15 protein-coding genes are annotated in these 17,207 nt (G+C 67.6%); 5 read left to right on the top strand and 10 right to left on the bottom strand.

Annotated elements, in window-relative coordinates:
- Positions 1-33: 33 nt before the first annotated feature.
- The 8 genes from WNM05_RS03865 to cysG all read right to left on the bottom strand — a co-directional run bounded on the left by WNM05_RS03865 (position 34) and on the right by cysG (position 8,856).
- The gene (locus WNM05_RS03865; protein WP_434632669.1) at positions 34-1,368 is read right to left on the bottom strand and encodes an O-antigen ligase family protein; all 1,335 of its coding nucleotides are present in this window, start codon (positions 1,366-1,368) and stop codon (positions 34-36) included.
- Positions 1,365-2,483, bottom strand: a complete 1,119-nt coding sequence (locus tag WNM05_RS03860) for a glycosyltransferase family 9 protein (protein ID WP_434632668.1) — start codon at positions 2,481-2,483, stop codon at positions 1,365-1,367. The genes WNM05_RS03865 and WNM05_RS03860 overlap by 4 nt, the downstream gene beginning before the upstream one ends.
- 48 nt (positions 2,484-2,531) lie before the next feature.
- Positions 2,532-3,665, bottom strand: coding sequence for a glycosyltransferase family 4 protein (locus WNM05_RS03855; RefSeq protein WP_434632667.1), 1,134 nt, complete (start codon positions 3,663-3,665; stop codon positions 2,532-2,534).
- Complete coding sequence (rfaQ, locus tag WNM05_RS03850) at positions 3,662-4,744, bottom strand: putative lipopolysaccharide heptosyltransferase III (RefSeq protein ID WP_434632666.1); 1,083 nt, start codon at positions 4,742-4,744, stop codon at positions 3,662-3,664. Before rfaQ ends, WNM05_RS03855 begins: the two co-directional genes overlap by 4 nt.
- Positions 4,745-4,761: 17 nt before the next feature.
- On the bottom strand, positions 4,762-6,501 hold the full coding sequence (ptsP, locus tag WNM05_RS03845; RefSeq protein ID WP_434632664.1) for a phosphoenolpyruvate--protein phosphotransferase: 1,740 nt from the start codon (positions 6,499-6,501) through the stop codon (positions 4,762-4,764).
- Positions 6,502-6,679: 178 nt separating this feature from the next.
- A complete protein-coding gene (locus tag WNM05_RS03840; protein WP_434632662.1) occupies positions 6,680-6,949 on the bottom strand; it encodes an HPr family phosphocarrier protein in 270 nt (89 codons plus the stop codon).
- Positions 6,936-7,343, bottom strand: coding sequence for a PTS sugar transporter subunit IIA (locus WNM05_RS03835; RefSeq protein WP_434632660.1), 408 nt, complete (start codon positions 7,341-7,343; stop codon positions 6,936-6,938). Before WNM05_RS03835 ends, WNM05_RS03840 begins: the two co-directional genes overlap by 14 nt.
- Before the next feature lie 100 nt (positions 7,344-7,443).
- A complete protein-coding gene (cysG, locus tag WNM05_RS03830) occupies positions 7,444-8,856 on the bottom strand; it encodes a siroheme synthase CysG (RefSeq protein ID WP_434632658.1) in 1,413 nt (470 codons plus the stop codon).
- A gap of 210 nt (positions 8,857-9,066) precedes the next feature.
- Between cysG and WNM05_RS03825 the strand changes: the two genes are divergently transcribed.
- Both WNM05_RS03825 and WNM05_RS03820 read left to right on the top strand, forming a co-directional pair.
- Positions 9,067-11,004 carry a sensor domain-containing diguanylate cyclase gene (locus tag WNM05_RS03825; RefSeq protein ID WP_434632656.1) on the top strand — a complete coding sequence of 646 codons (1,938 nt, stop codon included), beginning with the start codon at positions 9,067-9,069 and terminating at the stop codon, positions 11,002-11,004.
- Between the two features lie 22 nt (positions 11,005-11,026).
- The gene (locus WNM05_RS03820; RefSeq protein ID WP_434632654.1) at positions 11,027-11,830 is read left to right on the top strand and encodes a DUF3025 domain-containing protein; all 804 of its coding nucleotides are present in this window, start codon (positions 11,027-11,029) and stop codon (positions 11,828-11,830) included.
- On the opposite strand, the gene WNM05_RS03815 is transcribed toward WNM05_RS03820, so the two are convergent.
- Entirely contained in the window at positions 11,782-12,990 is a 1,209-nt protein-coding gene (locus WNM05_RS03815; RefSeq protein ID WP_434632652.1) for a YihY family inner membrane protein, read from the bottom strand. The two genes, WNM05_RS03820 and WNM05_RS03815, sit on opposite strands and share 49 nt — an antisense overlap.
- 88 nt (positions 12,991-13,078) lie before the next feature.
- Between WNM05_RS03815 and wrbA the strand changes: the two genes are divergently transcribed.
- Entirely contained in the window at positions 13,079-13,675 is a 597-nt protein-coding gene (gene wrbA / locus WNM05_RS03810) for an NAD(P)H:quinone oxidoreductase (RefSeq protein ID WP_434632650.1), read from the top strand.
- A 661-nt stretch (positions 13,676-14,336) separates the two neighbouring features.
- Here the strand turns inward: wrbA and WNM05_RS03805 are convergent.
- Positions 14,337-15,110: an AraC family transcriptional regulator gene (locus WNM05_RS03805; protein WP_434632648.1), complete on the bottom strand. Its 774-nt coding sequence runs from the start codon at positions 15,108-15,110 to the stop codon at positions 14,337-14,339.
- Positions 15,111-15,206: 96 nt separating this feature from the next.
- On the opposite strand from WNM05_RS03805, the gene WNM05_RS03800 reads away from it, so the two are divergent.
- Both WNM05_RS03800 and WNM05_RS03795 read left to right on the top strand, forming a co-directional pair.
- Positions 15,207-16,403, top strand: coding sequence for an MFS transporter (locus tag WNM05_RS03800; protein WP_434632647.1), 1,197 nt, complete (start codon positions 15,207-15,209; stop codon positions 16,401-16,403).
- 258 nt (positions 16,404-16,661) lie between these two features.
- The gene (locus WNM05_RS03795) at positions 16,662-17,204 is read left to right on the top strand and encodes an iron transporter (protein WP_434632646.1); all 543 of its coding nucleotides are present in this window, start codon (positions 16,662-16,664) and stop codon (positions 17,202-17,204) included.
- Positions 17,205-17,207 lie beyond the last annotated feature (3 nt).

Here is a 17,207-nt window from a genome sequence, read left to right as displayed (position 1 = left end):
GTGGGGCGGACTTCCTGTTTCGAGCGCTAGATTCTATATCATTTGCCGGGCTTGGCCGCCGTTACCGGCGGCAAGGGCGGGATCGCGCCGGTGGATTTCCGCCAGCAGCGCCCCGGCGGTGAACAGGAACAGATACAGCATGTGGTCCTTGTTGACGCTCTCCATCAGCATTCGGCCCAGATAGCCGGCGGTGACCAGCATCAGCATCAGGCCCAGGATTTCCCGCCGCTGGCGGAAGGCCCGATAGCCAAAGCCGAGCAGGGTCGCGCAAAACGCCAGCCACAGCAACAGTCCGGGCAGCCCCAGGCCCACGCCCCAATCGATGAAGCCGCTGTGGCTGTGGCCGACATTGTTCGGATGGCCGGTTTCCGACAGCGCCAGCGAGAAGGCGTTGCGGGCGAAACCGTAGCCTTCCGGACGCGCGATGATCAAATCCAGCCCGCTGTGTATCCACGCCACCCGTTCGTAGGCCGATTCGTCGACCGTCCGGCCGTCATGCATCAGCGGATAAGGCGCTATCCGCAACCAGGCCTTGGTCGCGGGATAATTCCAGCCGGCGCGCGCCGATTCGAGGAAAACCTGGTTCCGGGTGTCCTCCTTGAAGGCATAGCCGGCCACGGCGCCGACGGCCGCCACCACCAGGACCGCCAGCAGGACCGCCTTGCGCCAGCCCAGCCTCGCCCCGTCGAACAACATGAAAATCACCAGCATGGAGAAGCACAGATAGACCAGGCCTATCATGCCGTTGCGGGCGCCCGCCTTCAGGCTGACGAACAGGATCAGCAGGCCGATCGCCGCCAGCGCCCAACGCGGCAGGCAGGACAGACGCTCCTTGCCGGTCCCGTCGAAGCAGAAGGCGGTGGCGACGAAGGCCAGCACGAAATTCATGAAAAAGGTGAACTCCAGCTTGGTCTCCGTCGTGAACGTCACCATGTACGGCCACTCCCCGCTCGTCCAGAACTGGTAGGCGCCGTGCAGGAACTCCACCGCCGCCAGCGACATGCCGGCCATCACCACGAGGTCCATGATGGACACCGGCAGGCGGCGGCGGAACAGAATCGCGCCGACGACGAACCACAGCGCGCCGATCAGCAGCTGGCTGTAGATTTCCGTCAGCGCGTATTCGGTCCAATGCGACAGCAGGACCGCGTGCAAGACCGCGTAGGCGACGAAACCGCCCAACAGCAGGGCGGGCAGCCGCAGCGGCCGATCCACCCTCAAATCGGGCAGGCAGGCCAGCAGCAGCACGCCGAGGATGGCGTAGCGCAAGGCCACGGTATGCGACACATTGGCCATCGTCAGAAACACCAGCGCCAGCGCAACCAGCACGGTATCGAGCTGCAACAGCCGTCTCAAATCAACTCTCATGCCAACAATCCCATCAATTTCCGAATAACATCGTCCACGTCTATCGCCTCCATGCAGGCGGCGCGACGGCATTCCCCCTCGCGCTCGCCCAGCTTGCGACCGCAGCGCAGCGCCCATTCGACCTCGCGATGATGGACGCTGTTCTGCCCGCGGCAGGGGAACCAGGCCGGGCCGGCGCCCAGGCAGACCTGATTGCGGAAAAACCGGCTGGCGCCGAACAGCGTCTCGCTGCCCGGGCCGAACAACATCAATAACGGCACGCCGGCCACCTTGGCCAGATGGGCGATGCCGGTATCCGGGCAGACGCAGGCGCGGGCGCGGGCCAGCACCGTGCGCAGTTGGGGCAGGTTCAGCGTCCCCGCGACAAGGACATCGCGCTCGGCGACCTCGATGCCGGACAGCAAAGACTGCTCGCCCGGACCGCAGGACCACAGCACCCGGCAACCGCCGGCGCGCACCGCCTGGGCCACGCGATTCCAGGCCGCGGCGGTCCAATAGCGTGTGGCGGAGCTGGCGCCGACATGCAGCACCACGTAGTCCGACGGCAGCGCCATCGGCAGTTGGGCCTCCAGCGGCCAATCGGCCGGATCGAACGGCGCCGGCTCCGGTCCGTCTATCAAGCGCGACGCCGTGTCGGTCCAGGCCTCCGGCTCCGCCGCGTACGGCACCGCCTCGTCCACCAGCCAGTTCTTGTAGGCCGGCGCCTCGCCGGCGAAGCCGACTACCCAGCGCGCGCCCAGCGCCCGCGCGAGGAAGCTCAGACGGTTCTCCCCCATCAGATAGACGATATCGAATCGCGGTTCGGCGAACAGCCGGCGGATCGACGCGAAATCGCGCGGCTGCCAGGCCAGCGGGCGCACGCCATAGGGCCGTCCGGCGTACAGAGGCGCCTGCGCCGGCGGACAGGCCAGCGCGATTTCGGCGTCAGGAAAGCGCTGACGCGCCTTCGCCAGCAAGCTGGTCGCCATCAAGGCGTCGCCCAGCAGGAACTGATGCAGGACCAGCACCCGGCGCACCGAGCCGGACTCCGGCCGGCGACGCCACGGCTGCGCCAACAGGCGCAGGAACAAGGCAGCGAAAATCAATAAACGGCCGGGAAAGCGCCCCGGCCTCATCGTGTGCTATCCATCAAATCGACTCCATCGCCGGACCGGCCGGGCCGATCAGGCGGCCCCCAGCAGGCGTTCAAACAACTGCAGCATTCGCGATACCATCGCGGCCTCGGTCAACGGCAGCACCCGCTGCCGGGCCCGCTCGCCCATTCGCGGCCAGCGATCGCGCGCCGCCAGCCAACGGCCGACATTGCGCTGCCAGGCCGCGTCGTCATCCGGCGCCGCCAGCCAGCCGGTCTCGTCCTCATCGACCAGCTCGCCGGCGCCGCAACGGGTGCTGGTCAGCACCGGCAGGCCGCAGGCCATCGCCTCGGCCACCACCAGGCCGAACGGCTCGTACACCGACGGCAGGATGAAGCCGTCGGCGATGCCGTAATAGGCGCGCACATCGCGCTGCGCGCCCTGGAAATACACCCGCTCGGCCACGCCCAGGCTCTGCGCCTGCCGCCGGTAGCGCTCCAGTTGCTTGTCGCTGCCGACCAGCACCAGCCTCGCCTCGCGATGCGGCACGATGGCGCGTATCGCCTGGGCCGCCCCCTTGCGGGCAAAGCCCGAGCCGACATAAACCAGCACCGGCGCGTCGGCGGGAATGCCTAGCCTGCCGCGCAATTCGTCGCGGCCGGCGCGAGCGGCGTCCGGACAAAAGTGCTCGCTGTCGACGCCGTTGTGTATCACCTCGCAACGCTCGGCCGGAATGCCCGCATGGCGGATCACATCCTGCTTCACCATCTCGGAGATGCAGATCACCGCGCGAAAATCGGGGTGGCGGTACATCCGCCTCTCGGCCCGCAACATGTAGTGGTGATACGGGTTGAAACAAATGGAGAGCCGCGCCCGCCATCCCTTCTGCCGCACGCGGGCGGCCAGCCAGGCGGCATGCACGCCGTCATCCGCACGATAGACATGGCTGCCGGGAATGCGTTCATGCGACTGCACCAGATCGGCGCCCAGGCTTCGCCATGCCCGCCGCGCCGCGCCGGCGAACCCCCAGTCGCGCCAGACGCTGCCCAGATAGAACGGCTTGACGCTGACGGCCTCCACGCCGTCCAGCGCCTCCCAATTGCGGTTGATCAGCACCGGCTGGATGCCGTCCCTGCCCCGCAACTGGCGGATGATGGCGCTGACGATGCGCTCGGCCCCGCCGGCCGGATTGTACTTCTGCCTGACGATGGCCAGACGCTTCATTGTGTTTCCTTTTGCAAAGCGTCGACCGCCGCCAGCACCTGGTCGACGCCGATGCGCTCCAGGCACTCGCTGCGCCAACCGCCTCCGCAACCGGCGTTGCCGCAGGGCCTGCACGGCAGCTCGGCGCGGACCACCCGGTGCGGCACCCGCCACGGCCCCCATTCGATGTCGCCGGACGGTCCGAACAGCGCCACGCAGGGCGTCGTCATCGCCGAGGCGATATGCATCGGCACCGAGTCGACGCCGATATACAGACGGGCCCGGTCTATCGCCGCCGCCAGTTCCTTCAGCGAAAGCTGGCCGGCCAGGCTGGCCACCGGCCTCGCCAGCCGGCCTTCGATGTCGGCGATCATCGCCATTTCCTCGGCGCCGGGCGCCGCGGACAGCACCACCCGCTCGCCGCGGGCCGTCAGGGCGTCGATCAGCGCCGCCATCCGCTCGGCAGGCCAGCTCTTGAACGACCAGCGCGAGGTCGGATGCACCAGCACATAGCCGCCGGGCGCCAAGTCGCGTTCGGCCAGCTTGGCCGCCAGCGTCGCCTCGGCATTGTGGCCCGGCACCAGCACCAGCCGGCGCTGCTCTTCGGACGGATAAACGCCGATGCGGCGCAGCGCGTCCAGATGGACTTCTATCGTGTGGCGGCGGTTGCCCGGCACCTGCAGATAGCGATGGCTGAAGCTCTTCCGGAAGAACCGCCCGTACGGGCCATCCGGCCCGACCGCCCAGCGCGGCGCGAGCAGGCGCGCCAGCCAGGCGCCGCGGTTGTGCTCGGTCAGCGTGATCACCAGGTCGTAGCGCCGCGCGCGCAGGCGCGCCAGCAGCCCCAGCTCGGCGCGCAGCTGGCCGAGCGGTCCCCGTTTCTTCCAGGCGCGGTCTATCGTGTGCAGTTCGCTGATGTCGGGATGCAGGCTCAGCATCTCGCGGGTGTCGTGATAGACCAGCGCGTCGATTTCCAGCTGCGGCGCCTCGGCCCGCAACGCGGAGAACACCGGCGAGGCCAGCAGCACGTCGCCGTGATGGCGCAGCTTGATCACCAGCGCGCGCCGAACGGCGGCGAGGTCGATAGGGTCGTTGAGCATCGATTAAAAAAGCCGGGCTATTCACCCGGCTCTGCATTCAGCAGTTGCAATAGATCGGCTATTTTATCAGGGTCCTCCGATCTGAGCATGCGCGTCGCGACGGGCGCGATCTCGCCCAGATGGCTGGTCAGCACCTGCTGCTTGACCGCCAGCAGATTGGCCGGATGCATCGAGAACTTGCGCAGGCCCATGCCGAGCAGCAATCGGGTCAGCCTGGCGTCGCCGGCCATCTCGCCGCATACCGACACCGGGACGTCGGCCTTGATGCCGGTCTTGATCGTGTGCAGGATCAGCTTCAGCACCGCCGGATGGATCGGGTCGTACAGATGGCTGACGGTGTCGTCGTTGCGGTCTATCGCCAGCGTGTACTGGATCAGGTCATTGGTGCCCACCGACAGGAAGTCGACATGCTTGGTGAAGCTGCCCGCCACCAGCGCCGCCGACGGGATTTCTATCATCGCGCCCACTTCGATGTCGTCGGCGTAGGCGATGCCCTCGTCGCGCAGCTCCTCCTTGGCGTATTCGAACTGCGCCAGCGCCTGTCTCAGCTCCGGCAGCGAATTGACCATCGGGAACAGCACGCGGATCTTGCCGTGCACCGAGGCGCGCAGCAGCGCCCTGAGCTGAGCGCGGAACATCAGCGGCTCGGCCAGGCACAAGCGGATGCCGGTCAGGCCCAGCGCCGGATTGTCGGCCTGGCAGTGGTTCAGCCATTTCGGACTCTTGTCGGCGCCCAGGTCCATCGTGCGTATCGTGACCGGCATGCCCTTCAGCGCCACCGCCACATGGCGGTAGGCCTCGAACTGCTCGTCCTCGGTCGGCAGCGTGTCACGGCCGAGGAAGAGGAACTCGCTGCGGAACAGGCCGACGCCGACGGCGCCGGACTCGCGGACGTCCTCGACGTCCTGCGGCCGCTCGATATTGGCGTACAGCTCGATCACCGTGCCGTCGCGGGTGACGGCGTGCGACTTGCGTATCGACGACAGCTTGCGCCGCGCGCCGCGCCAGGCGCGCTGACGGCGGCGGTACTCGGCCAGCACCAGCGCGTCCGGATTGATGATCACCACGCCCTGCTGGCCGTCGACGATGATCATCTCGTCCTCGCGTATCAGCTCGCGGGCGTGGTGCAGCGCGATCACCGACGGCAGGTCGAGGCTGCGCCCCAGGATGGCGGTGTGCGAGGTGGCGCCGCCGACGTCGGTGATGAAGGCGGCGAAGTTGGAATCCTTGAAATACACCATGTCGGCCGGCGACAGGTCGTGCGCGACCAGGATGTGGTCCTCGACCAGATCCTCCGGCGCCGGCAGTTGCGGCGCGTCGCCGTCCAGATTGTTGAAGATGCGTTCTATCACCTGCAGCACGTCGTTCTTGCGTTCGCGCAGGTAGTCTTCCTCGATGGCGTCGAACTGCTCGACCAGGTGGTCGCATTGCAGCTTCAGCGCCCATTCGGCGTTGCAGTGCTGCTTCTCTATGATCTCGCGCGGCTCGCGCGAGATGGTGACGTCGCCGAGCAGCATGATGTGCAGCGACAGGAAGGCGCCGAGCTCGGCCGGCGCGTTCTCCGGAATGCTGCCCCACAGCATTTCCAGCTCCTTGCGGGTCGCCCTCACCGCCTCGTCGAAGCGCGTCTTTTCCGCCGGAATCTCATCCTCTTCCAGCAGATAGTGCGCGACATCGTCCATGCTGCGCGAAATCAGGTGGGCCCGTCCGATGGCGATGCCGCCGCCGATGGCCACACCGTGCAGGATGATGCTCATTGCCCCCTCCTCCGGCAGGCCGGTGTTATTGTGCTATGCCTGCCGTTGTCTCCGCCCTGAGGGCGCCGCCCGACCGTCTGTCGCCGCCCACGTCCCGGACGGCACGCTGATGCCGGTCGGCAGCCCCAAGCGGGCTCCCTGGAAGCCGGGGCAAGCCGGCCTCCCACTCAATGGCGCGTCATTCCGCCTCGTCGAAACGATTGTTGATCAGCGCGATCAGCGCCTCCAGCGCCTGCTGCTCGTCCTCGCCGCTGACCTCCAGCTCCACCCGGGCGCCCTTCGCCGCCGCCAGCATCATCACGCCCATGATGCTCTTGCCGTTGACGCGGCGATTGTTGCGGGCGATGAAGATATCGCTCTTGTAGCGGCTGGCCAATTGGGTGAACTTGCTGGACGCGCGCGCGTGCAGGCCAAGCTTGTTGATGATTTCGACTTCAGATCGCAGCATTACCTTCCCCCGGAATAATATAAAGCACGCCTTCCAGACCACCGGTGATCGCCTTGCTGACGACGATCTCCAGCGGTTGGCTGCTGTAGCACAACGCACGCACCAGCATCGGCAGGCTGGCACCGGCCACCGCCTCGACGCGGCCAGGCCGGATCAGCCTGCTGGCGATATTCGAGGGGGTGCCGCCGTACATATCGGTCAGCACCACCACGCCATCGCCATGATCCAGTCCGTCCACCAGGCTTTGTGCCTCGGCCAGCTTGCGCTCCGGGTCCTCGGTCTTGTCCACCGCCATCACAGCCAGATTTTCCGGCTCCCGGCCCAGGATGTGCTTGGCGCAATCGGCCAGGCTGCGTCCCAGGTCTCCATGTGCAATTATCAGAACACCTACCATGCCTGAGTCTTCGAATGTGGTGCGGCGGAACAGACTTACCTGCCGCGTTATTTTGAGCAAAGCTCGAACCTGCGCGGGCCGGGCCCGCGCATCCGCGCGATCAATCTTCCTGAATTGTAACAGCTGAATTCTCGCTGCGGCGGTACCAGGCCAGCTTGTCCGCCAATTCCACCACCTCGCCGACGATGATCAGCGCCGGCGAGGCGATGCCGTGCGAGGCCATCAGACCCGGCAGGCTGGACAAAGTGCCGCACACCGTGCGCTGCCGCTCGGTCGTGGCCCACTCCACCGCCGCGGCCGGCGTTCCGGCCGCGCGGCCGTGCTCGACGAAGGCCCGGCACAGCTCCGCCGCCGTCGACACGCCCATGTAGACGACCACCGTCTGCTGCGGCCGGGTCAGCGCCGGCCAGTCCAGCTGTATCGTGCCGTCCTGCTTGTGGCCGGTGACGAAGGTGACCGACTGCGCGTAATCGCGGTGCGTCAGCGGAATGCCGGCGTAGGCCGCGGCGCCGCTGGCCGAAGTGATGCCCGGCACCACCTCGAAGGCGATGCCGTGCTCGGCCAGCGTGGCGATTTCCTCGCCGCCGCGGCCGAAGGTGAACGGATCGCCGCCCTTCAGCCTCAGCACCCGCTTGCCCTGCTTCGCCAGATCCACCATCAGCTGGTTGATGTCGTCCTGCGGCAGCGCGTGATTGGCGCGCGCCTTGCCGACATAGACCCGCTCGGCATCGCGCCGCACCAGATCCAGCAAGGCAGGCGCCACCAGCTTGTCGTACAGCACCACGTCGGCCTGCTGCATCAGTCGGAGCGCGCGGAAGGTCAGCAGGTCGGGATTGCCCGGCCCGGCGCCCACCAGGTAGACCGCGCCGGCGCCGACGTCGCCGCCGGCGGCGATGCGCTTCTCCATCTCCTTGCGCGCCGCCGCCTCGTCGCCGTTCATCACCGTCTCGGCCAGCGGTCCTTCCAGCACCGTCTCCCAGAAACGCCGCCGACCGTCCACATCGGGGAAGCGCGCCTTGACCGCGTCGCGGAAGGAGGCGCCGAAACGCGCCAGCCGGCCGTAGCCGGCCGGGATCAGGCTCTCCAGCCTGGCCCGGATCAAGCGCGCCAGCACCGGCACGCTGCCGCCGCTGGCCACCGCTATCATCAGCGGCGAGCGGTCGATGACGGCCGGGCTGATGTAGCGCGACGCCTCGGCGTCGTCGACCACATTGACCAGCACGCCCAGCGCCTCGGCGTCGGCCGCCACCCGGCGGTTGACCGCCTCGTCGTCGGTGGCGGCCACCACCAGACGCTGTCCGTCCAGCTGTCCGGCGGCGTAGCGACCGGACAGATGCTCGAGCTCGCCGCGTTCGGCCAGTTGCGCCAACTCCGGCACCAGTTCCGGCGCCGCGACCTGCAGGCTGGCGCCGGCGGCCAGCAGCAGACGCGCCTTGCGCAGCGCCACCTCGCCGCCGCCGACCACCAGGCAGCGCTGGCCGCCCAGTTTCAGAAAAATCGGAAAGAAATCCATTCGAACACCCCACACCCGCGCCGCCGTGTAGCGTGCGCCAGCCAACTTGCTTGCCATCGCGGAATCTTCCGCCCTTTCGTCATCAAGCATACTGTATTTGTTGCATAAATACGACGCTTGGCTCGCGGCGCGACTGGCGCCGCGCGGAACACCCCGCCGCTGATGTCAGAATTCCTGTTTCGACCCGCCGCCGTTTTCGTGGAGCGCTGTTTGATTCACCGTTCATTCCTTCCGGCCCTGGCCATGCTCGGCGGCCTGCTGCCGCTCTGGGCGCAGCCGGCGCAGGCCGGCAACGGCCATGGCGCGCCGCTCGCCGCCCAAGCCGGCTGGCTGCTGGCGCTGGCCGCCACCGCGCTATGGCTGCAAAGCCGTCGCCAACACCGCCAGGCGCGCGCCACGGTGCAGGACGCCAGCCTCGGCCTCTTGGAATTCGACCTGCAGCGCCGCCACATGCGCGGCAGCGTGCACTCGCTGCAGCGGCTGCTCGGCATGCCGGCCCATACCCGGGACATGGATTTCCCCCGCTGGCTGCTGTTGTTGCATCCGGAAGACCGGCCGCGCTTCGCCCAGGTGCTGGAGCTGCCGCCCCACATGCCGGAGGCCGGCCACGAATTCCGCGTCCGCCACTACAGCGGCCACTGGGAGTGGCTGGAGCTGACGCTTCAGCCGGCCTGGCGCGCCGGCAAGGTCAGCCGGCTCACCGCGATCTGCCGCATCGTCACCGCCCGCAAGCACGACGAGGCGGCGATGCTGCGCCGCGAGCAGCAGTTCCGCACGCTGGTGGAGAATTCCGAGGACATCATCGCCCGCTACGACCTGGAGCTGCACTGCCTGTTCATCAACCGCAGCGTGTCGCGCTTCTCCGATCTCCCGCTGGAAGACCACCTGGGCAAGACGCCGCGCGAGAAAGGCTGGACAGACGAGGCCAGCACCCGCTTCGAGCAGGAATGCCGCCAGCTGATCAACAGCTGGGAGGCGCGCAGCTTCGAGCTGGACCTGTTCCGCGACGGCCAGCGCCACACCTTCGAGATCCGCCTCTTCCCCGAGTTCGACAGCGCCGGCATGCTCAAGTCCATCCTGTCGGTGGACCGCGAAGTCACCGCCAGCCGCCAGGGCGAGCGGCTGCTGGCCGAGGAAAACGCGGTGCTGGAGATGATAGCCGGCAACCATCCGCTGGCGCAGACGCTGGAACAGATCTGCCAGATGCTGGAATCGCAGCAGCCGGAAAGCATGTGCAGCATCATGCTGCTGGACGGCGACGGCCAGTCGCTGCGCTTCGGAGCCGGGCTCAATCTGCCGCCGGCCTACCGCAAGCTGGTGGAACGGGTGGCCATCGGCCCGTCCAACGGCTCCTGCGGCACCTCGGCGCACTGGAAGCGCACCATCGTCGTCGACGACATCCTGAACAGCCCGCTGTGGGCGCACGCGCTGGACAAGGTGCGGCCGTTCGACCTGCGCGCCTGCTGGTCGGTGCCGATCTTTTCCAGCGACCGCCGGCTGCTGGGCACGCTGGCCAGCTATTACCGCGAGCCGCGCAGCCCGACGGCGGAAGAGCTGGCGCTGGCCCATCGCAGCACCCACATCGTCGCCATCGCGCTGCAGCGCCATGTGCACGAAAAGCAGCTGTACCGGCTGGCAACGCAGGACAGCCTGACCGAGCTGCACAACCGCCGCCAGTTCATCGAGCTGGCCGGCCGCGAATTCGAACGCAGCCGCCGCCATCCGTCTGCGCTGGCGGTGATGATGATGGACCTTGATCATTTCAAGGAGATCAACGACCGCCACGGCCATGCCGTCGGCGACGCGGTGATCCGCCATTTCGCCGGTCTGTGCCGCGAGACGCTGCGCGCCAGCGACCTGTGCGGCCGGCTCGGCGGCGAGGAGTTCGCCGCCGTGCTGCCGGACACCCGGCCCGAGGACGCGCTGATGGTGGCGGAGCGGCTGCGCGCCGCCGTCGCCGCGGCCGAGGTGCCGACCGAGAACGGTCCGCTGACCTACACCGTCAGCATCGGCGTGGCCGAGCGGCAGCCCGGCGAAAACGACATCGACGAGGTGCTCAGCCGCGCCGACAAGCTGCTATACCAGGCCAAGCGCGACGGCCGCAACCGCATCGTAGGCGCCAGCCCGCCGTCTGCGGTTTCCGGCTAGAATGCCGCCTTTTGCTCCCGCCATGGACCGCTGGCATACCGACTATCTCGATCATCCGCTGTACCGCCCGGTGCGGCACCTGGTGCCGCCGCTGTCCGGCTGGCCCGACCAGGCCGGTTACGACGCGCTGCTCGCGGCCGCCCGCGCCGGCGGCGCGCCGCTGCCGTCCGGCCTGCGTTTCGTCTGCGAACTGGAACCCGAGGCCTATTACGAAAGCCATATCGGCGCGACCGGCGAAGTGCCGACCCGCCGCGACAACTGGCACGACTGGTTCAACGCGCTCGCCTGGCTGGCCTGGCCGCTCGCGAAGGCGGCGCTGAACCGGCGCCACCTTCGCGCGATCGCCGGCGGCGAGGCCAAGCGCGGGCCGCTGCGCGACGCCGCGACGCTGCTGGACGAGTGCGGGGTGATCGTGGCCGTCGCCGATCCGGCGCTAGGCCGGGCGCTGGACGATATGCAATGGAGGCGGCTGTTCGTCGAGCGGCGCGCCGACTGGGGGCGGCGCGTCGACGCGTTCACGCTGGGCCACGCGGTGATGGAAATGGGACTGACGCCGCATATAGGCTGGTGCGGCAAGGCCTGGATCGTCGAGGTCGACGACGGCTTCTTCGCGCTGGACGACGCGGCGCGCAGGCTGGCGCTGGACGCCAGGCTGGCGGCGCTGCTGGACGACGACGCCGAGCTGCCGGCGCCCCGCGCGCTGTGCCCGCTGCCGCTGCTGGGCATACCGGGCTGGTGGCCGGGCAACGAGGATCCGGCCTTCTACGACAATACCGCCTACTTCTGCCCGACGCGGCGGGCGAAGTCCTCGACCGTCACCGCCTGAAGCTGGTCGGTCAGCGGCCCCAGCAGCTCGGACAGCGTCGCGTCGACCGCGTCACCGCGGCCGCCGTCGCGGCGGTAGACGAACAGCTCGAACAACTCCGCCAGCGAGATCGCCGACACCCGCTTCATCAGCACCCAGGCGTCGCCGTGCCCCTTCTGCACATAGCCGCGCTGCGCCAGCCGGTCCAGCACCAGGCCCAGCTCGTCGTAGCCTACCTTGACCGCCTGCCGCAGCCGCGGCGGCGTCAGCGCCTCGCCGCGCGTCTGCGCCCGGTCCAGCAGCAGCAGCACTTCCAGCGCGTCGAGGAAGCGGCGGTGCGGCTCGTTGCGGCGGCGCCAGGCGCCGCCCTCCCAGTACGACAACGCCGAGGTGAACACCGCGCCGGCCAGCACCACCAGCCACAGGCAATAGACCCACAGCAGGAAGATGGGGATGCTGGCGAAGGCGCCGTAGACCAGCTGGTAGCTGGCGATCTGGCCGATATAGAAGCCGAAGCCGGCCTTGGTGCACTCCAGCAGCAAGGCCGTGGCCAGCGCCCCCCAGGCCGCGTGGCGGAAGGGCACGAAGCGGTTGGGCACGATGCGGTACAGCAAGGACAGCACCAGCGCGGTCAGCACGATGCTGCCGCCGGCCTCGACCAGGCTGGCCAGTACCGGCAGATTCTTCTCGAAGCGGGTGACCCGGAACAGCCAGCGCCACGACAGCAGGCCGCCGCCCAGCACCAGCGGCCCCAGCGTCAGCACCGTCCAGTACACCATGCTCTGCTGCAGCCACGGCCGGCCGCGGCGCACGCCCCAGATCGCGTTGAAGGTGCGCTCCACGGTGGACATCAGCATCAGCGCGGTGACGCCCAGCATCACGATGCCGGCGGCGGTCAGCTTCTCGGCGTTGTCGGCGAACTGGCGCATGTAGACGGTGATCACCTTGCCGGCGAACTCCGGCACCAGCGTCGACAGCAGCATGATCTTGAAGCGGGCGCTGTAGTCGGAAAACACCGGAAACGCCGACAGCACCGTCAGCGCGATGGTGAACAGCGGCACCAGCGCCAGCAGCGTGGTGAAGGTCAGGCTGCCCGATACCTGCAGCACGCGCAGGCCTCCCATGCGGCGGGAGAGGAAGCGGGCGAAGCCCAAATAGGGTTCTAGGCGTTGGACTTGCATGGGCGCAAAGGTAAAGCCAAAGCGGCGATGAGGCAAGGTTCGCCGCTTTGCCCTATCATGCGGCGATCGAACGCTACACGAGGTCATCATGCTAGACATCCTGGTGCTGTATTACAGCCAGCACGGCTCCACCCGCGAGCTGGCGCGGCTGATCGCCCGCGGCGTGGACGCCGTGCCCGGCTGCCAGGCGCGGCTGCGCACCGTGCCCAAGGTCTCCGCCGTCTGCGAGGCCGTCGAATCCTCCATTCCCGACGACGGCGCGCCCTATGTCGAGCGCCAGGACCTGGTCGACTGCGCCGGCCTGGCGCTGGGCAGCCCGACCCGCTTCGGCAATATGGCCGCGGCGATGAAATACTTCCTCGACGGCACCAGCGGCGAATGGATGCAGGGCGCGCTGTCCGGCAAGCCGGCCTGCGTGTTCACCAGCTCGGCCTCGATGCACGGCGGCCAGGAGTCGACGCTGCTGACGATGATGATCCCGCTGCTGCACCACGGCATGGTGATCGCCGGCCTACCCTATTCCGAAGCGGCGCTGGCCGCCACGCAGAGCGGCGGCACGCCGTACGGCGCCAGCCACGTCGCCGGCCTGGACAATCGCCAGCCGATCAGCGAACACGAGAAGGCGCTGGCGCTGGCGCAGGGGAAAAGGCTGGCGGAGCTGGCGGTGAAGTTGGCGGTGAAATGATGTAGTGGTGAATGGAATCCGCTTCGCGGATGATAATTTTCATGGCGGGGCTGCCCGCCGGGCAGGCAGGGGGGGCTGCGCGGCCAGCCCCCCCTGCACCCCCAGGCCGCCCCAACAGCGCTGCGAAACCCCGGCTCCGAAGCCATTCCCAAGGCGCCGCCCAACTCGCGGGGCGCTAACGTCGCCCCGCTCAAACAGTTGGCGGCTTAAAACCTTGGGAATGGCTTCGGAGCCGGCTTGCGCTGATGGGGATGGGGTGCGTCGGTTCGGTTCCAAGTTATCGAATCGGGGGTGGAGTATTTCATTGCACCCCTATCCCAGATGTTTAGAACGGATGCGACGCGCCCCCTGTCCCCTTCGGAGCGCGCCGGTAAAAAAGCGCCGGACGAGGTTTTAAGACGCCGGCTGTTCGACGCCGCGCGACGTTAGCGCGCGGCTAGTTCCGGCGGCGCCTCGTCCGGCGTTTTTTTGCCGGGGTTTCGCGCGATGAGGGGCGGCCTGGGGGTGCAGGGGGGCTGGCCGCGCAGCCCCCCTCGCCCGTTCGCCGGGCGGAACCGGCGTCTAAAACATCGTCCGCGAAGCGGACACATTCGGTGCGTCGCCCCTTTTGGGGTGACGCACCCTACCCGGTCCCCCTTCCACAAGAGAAAGAAAGTCCACATCAGGACGCGGCGAAGAAGCTGCTCGGCGGCGCGCCCAGCTCGCGCTTGAACATCGTCGCGAAGGCGCTGGGGCTGGCATAGCCGAGGTCCAGCGCCACTTTCAACACGCTGTCGCCGCAGGCCAGCCGCTGCAAGGCCAGCATCAGCCTGGCCTGGCGCCGCCACTGGCCGAAGCTCAGGCCGGTCTCGCGGCGGAAGCGGCGCTGCAGGGTGCGCGGGTCAAGCGCCAGCTCGCGCGCCCACTCGGCCGCGCCGCGCGCGTCGTCCGGCTTTTCCAGCCAGACCGCGCACAACTGCCGCAGCGCCGGCGACGCCGGCTGCGGCAGCGACAAGGGCAGCACCTCGGCGCGGCGGATCTCGTTCAGCAGCAAGTCCATCACCCGCTCGTCGCGGCCGCCGGGCGCGCACGGCGCCTTGACCGTCATCGCCGCGACGACCAGCTCGCGCAGCAGCGGCGACACTTCCAGCACGCAGCAGTCCTCGGGCAGGCCGGCCAGCCGGTCGCGCCGGACGTAGATGCTGCGCATCCGCACCGCGCTGACCATCCTGACCTCGTGCCAGGTGCCTATCGGCAGCCAGATCGCCCGCGTCGGCGGCACGATCCACTGGCCGCGCTCGGTGCCGACCAGCATCAGGCCCTCCACCGCGCACAAGAGCTGGGCGGTCGGATGGTTGTGGCGCGGCGTCTCCAGGCCGGCCGGATAGTCGCGCGGCTTGCCGACGACCGGCTGCAGGCCGAGGTCGAACTCGTTCAGATGGTCGAAACTGTCCACTCTGCCTCTTTCAACAAGATGATTGCCTCATTTTCGCAGGACTGGCGCGATTACGCTTGCTAGCATCATGCGACCCACCGTATCGAGCACCGTTTGATGACCACCAGCAGCCAGACCCTCGCCCCGACCCAGGACACGCGCTTCCGCGTGCTGGGCGCCATCAGCTTCTCGCATTTTCTCAACGACATGCTGCAATCCCTTCTGGTGGCGCTGTATCCGCTGCTGAAGGGCAATTACCACCTGAGTTTCGCCGAGATCGGCCTGATGACCTTCACCTACCAGTGCACCGCCTCGCTGTTGCAGCCGGTGGTCGGCATCTACACCGACAAGCGGCCGCAGCCGTATTCGCTGGTGTTCGGCATGGGCTCGACGCTGGCCGGCCTGCTGCTGCTGTCCAATGCCGGCAGCTTCGCGCTGCTGCTGCTGGCCGCGGCGCTGATCGGCACCGGCTCGTCCATTTTTCACCCGGAATCGTCGCGCGTCGCGCGGATGGCCTCCGGCGGCCGGCCCGGCCTCGCCCAGTCGATATTCCAGGTCGGCGGCAACGCCGGCAGCGCCACCGGCCCGCTGCTGGCGGCGCTGATCGTCATTCCGCTCGGCCAGCACAGCGTCGCCTGGTTCGGACTGGCCGCGCTGCTGGCGATGTATGTGCTGTACCGCGTCGGCCAGTGGTATTCGCACCAGCACCGCCAGGCTAAGAAACAGGCCGCCGTCTCCCGGCCGGACCTGTCGTCGGCGCGGGTCAAGCTGACGCTGCTGATCCTGCTGCTGCTGGTGTTCTCCAAGCACTTCTACCTGGCCAGCATCACCAGCTACTACACCTTCTATCTGATACACCATTTCCATGTCGGCGTGCAGTCGGCCCAGCTCTACCTGTTCATGTTCCTGTTCGCGGTGGCCGCCGGCACTGTGCTCGGCGGCCCGATAGGCGACGCCATCGGCCGCAAGCGGGTGATCTGGTTCTCGATACTCGGCGTCGCGCCGCTGACGCTGATGCTGCCGCACGCCAGCCTGTTCTGGACCGCGATGCTGTCGCTGCCGATAGGCTTCATCCTCGCCTCGGCCTTCCCGGCCATCCTGATCTATGCGCAGGAGCTGCTGCCGGGCAAGGTCGGCATGGTGTCCGGCATGTTCTTCGGCTTCGCCTTCGGCATAGGCGGCATCGGCGCCGCCGTGCTGGGCCAACTGGCCGACAGCCGCGGCATAGAGTTCGTCTACCTGCTGTGTTCCTTCCTGCCGCTGCTGGGCGTCGTCGCGATGGCGCTGCCCGACCTGCGCCGCAAGGCGGCCTGAGTCCGCATCTCGGAGGCGCGCCCGCGCGGGCGCGCCGCTCTCCTCTCAGCCCTCTATTCCCCACCGGCGGCATGGCCATGCCGAATCGGCGCTATAATCCAATGGCGCCTCTTTATCGCACGTAAAATGACATTTAAATAATTGTTTCGCCGCGACACCAGGCCGTCGCCGCGCCGGCAAATTTGCAAACGATAATTACTAGCATTATCATGCATTTCAGCGCCCTGTACGCGCGGGCCATTCTATAAGGAAAACATAATGCGTCGCTTTGTCTGCCAGCTGGCCATCGCCAGCGTCGCCCTGTCCGCCTCCTTCGCCGCCATGGCCAAGGAATACCCGATCGGCAAGCCCGCCCTGAAGAACGGCATGGAAATCGGCGCCGTCTATCTGCAGCCGACCAAGATGGAGCCGGACGGCATGATGCTGAAGCCGGAAGCGTCCGACGTGCACCTGGAAGCCGACATCCACGCGACCAAGAACAATCCGAACGGCTTCGAGGAAGGCGCCTGGATGCCGTACCTGGTGGTCAAATACGAACTGACCAAGATCGGCGGCAAGACCCAGAAGGGCGATCTGATGCCCATGGTGGCCAACGACGGCCCGCACTACGGCGACAACGTCAAGCTGCAGGGCCCGGGCAAATACAAGCTGAAATACACCATCATGCCGCCGTCCGCCAACGAGCACGCCCACTTCGGCCGCCACGTCGACAAGGAAACCGGCGTCGGCCCGTGGTTCAAGCCTTTCGAAGTGAACTACGAGTTCACCTACGCCGGCATCGGCAAGAAGGGCGGCTATTGATCC

This window comes from Chromobacterium sp. CV08, assembly GCF_051129845.1.
In the GTDB taxonomy this organism is placed as follows: Bacteria; Pseudomonadota; Gammaproteobacteria; order Burkholderiales; family Chromobacteriaceae; genus Chromobacterium.
This window is presented reverse-complemented; position numbering and strand designations above follow the sequence as displayed.